2 protein-coding genes are annotated in these 2,289 nt (G+C 51.0%); both read left to right on the forward strand.

Translation table 11 applies throughout. From position 1 onward, the window contains the following. Positions 1–168 precede the first annotated feature (168 nt). Positions 169–546, forward strand: coding sequence for a helix-turn-helix domain-containing protein (locus tag MJZ26_14905; protein ID MCQ2107066.1), 378 nt, complete (start codon positions 169–171; stop codon positions 544–546). Continuing rightward, the gene (locus MJZ26_14910) at positions 543–2,069 is read left to right on the forward strand and encodes a virulence-associated E family protein (GenBank protein MCQ2107067.1); all 1,527 of its coding nucleotides are present in this window, start codon (positions 543–545) and stop codon (positions 2,067–2,069) included. Before MJZ26_14905 ends, MJZ26_14910 begins: the two co-directional genes overlap by 4 nt. Positions 2,070–2,289 lie beyond the last annotated feature (220 nt).

The following is a 2,289-nucleotide window of genomic DNA, read 5'->3' on the forward strand; positions in this document are numbered from 1 at the left end:
TTACTCACAATTTCCTCTTTTACTGACATCTATCACCCTATAACCATGAATTTTCGGGCATATCCGCGTGGAAGTGCAATTATCCAGGAATGACGGAGAACAAACAACTCCACTTGTGCGTCATTTCGTTCCTTTGTCCCGCGATTCTTTCCAAGTCGCAGTGTTTTCATGAAGAATGAATTATTGACTTTCAATGACCTACCTCAGGTCGTTGCCCAGCTTCGGGATGAAGTGATGGGCATGAAGGTGGCACTGCTGAACCTTCAGAACGGAACAACTCAGCAGAAGAGAGAGAACACACATCGTCCCATGAGCGTAGAGGAAGCAGCCGAATACACACGTCTGCCCCTTGGCACCATGTATCAGAAGCTGGCAGAGGGTATCATCCCTGGCACCAAGCCCGGCAAGCGTTGGGTCATCTATCAGGATGAGCTCGACAAGTGGCTTGATGCCAACCGCAAGAACGAGGTGCCCATGTCTGCCGATGAGTTCAATGCTGCTGTCCTCGCCTCTCATCGTCGCAAGCCAAAGAATGTACGCGTATGATGTTAGACAACGAGATCTGGCTCCCCCTTTCATTAGATGAGAGGGAGAGCGCACCTCCCGAGCAGCGGTGGAAATTCGACCTCAAATGGGAGAAGAGCGGCAAGGGCGCAATCAAGGTGGCTGGAACCATCAACAACATCATTGCTATCCTGACAAACGATCCCCTTCTCAAAGGGAAGATCCGTCACAATGACTTCTCCACAGTCATTGATGTACGCGATGTGCCTTGGCAGAAGGAGGTGGCTCCATGGAACGACACCAGTGATGCCTACCTCGCCAGCTATCTTGAAGGCTACCGCATGGGCGGCTTCTCCGACAAGAAGATTGCCAAGGCTCTGACGATTGTAGCCCATGAGAACAGCTACCATCCTGTGCGTGATTACCTGAACACCCTTGTGTGGGATGGCATTCCACGCATCGAGAGCCTTTTCATTGACCACCTGAAAGCGGAGGACACACAGCTCTACCGTGAGGCTGCCCTTGGCTTCATGGTCATGTCTGTGAAGCGCATCTTCGAACCCGGGTGCAACCTCCAGTTCATGCCTGTCTTTATCGGCAAGCAGGGTGCTGGCAAGAGTTCATTGGCTCAGGTGCTGGGTGGCGAGTGGGTGACCAACTCTGCCATTGACATCAACTCCAAGGATGGCTATATCGCCCTTCAGGGTAAGTGGATTGTGGAAATCGCTGAGATGAACTCCTTCTCCAAGAAAGAGGCGAGCAGCGTCAAGAGCTACATTTCCAGTTCCACGGACAGCTACCGACCTCCCTACGGTCAGCACAATGTGGATGTCAAGCGCCAATGTATCTTCTTCGGTACGACCAACGACATTCTCTGTCTGGCAGACAGTACAGGCAACCGTCGTTTCTGGCCTGTCGAGTGCAAGGCTACCGAGATTGATGCCTTCGAGCGTATTCAGCGGCTTGCAACTAACCGCGATCAGCTTTGGGCAGAAGCCATGCACTACTACAAGACCGACATGCCTCGCATCGAGAATCTTATCCGTAAGGTGAATGCAGACATGAAGGAGCTGCAGGAACGACACAATCAGGTGGATTCTCTGGAGGATGGCTTGCGTACCTATCTTGACTTTGTCCTGCCAAGCGACTGGAAGGAGCAGACTTTATCCTGGCGTAAGGCATGGTTCCATGACGAGGCAGTACGTCTGAACTATTACAAGACTCACTCCCATGATGGTGACTTCGTCCGTACTCAGGTGAATGCGTACGACTTCTGCATGGAGTATCTTGGCATGGAGACTTCCAATACCAAGTACAGCCCTACCTGCAACAAGGTTCATCGCTTCATGGAGGACATCCCTGGCTGGGTTCGTCTTGACGGTATGCATCGCAACAATGGCAGCCGTGCTCGCATCACCTACGAGCGTATTGCCGAGCCTTTGCCTCCAAAGGAAGATGAAAAGTCTGAGCCAGATGCCGTACAACCCGTACACCCCGTACAGACGGAGCTGGACTTTGACCATCCCTTTGAGCCACCTGATCCTGACGAACCTCTTCCATTCTGATGCTTTTAAGCCAAAGTGTACGGGTTGTCGGGGTTGTACGTGTAGTTTCTGAAATTTGTTTTCTGATTTCCACAAGTGCAGCTATGCCTCCTTGGATTTCATTTTTCAAGTTTTTCAAAAACACCCCTACACACCCGTACAGGCCGTACACTCTTAATCGTTTCAGGTTTTGATAAAAGGGAAGAAAGAGATACAGGCTCTATATCCCTTCTTTCCCTTT

The organism is Fibrobacter sp., from assembly GCA_024398965.1.
In the GTDB taxonomy this organism is placed as follows: Bacteria; Fibrobacterota; Fibrobacteria; order Fibrobacterales; family Fibrobacteraceae; genus Fibrobacter.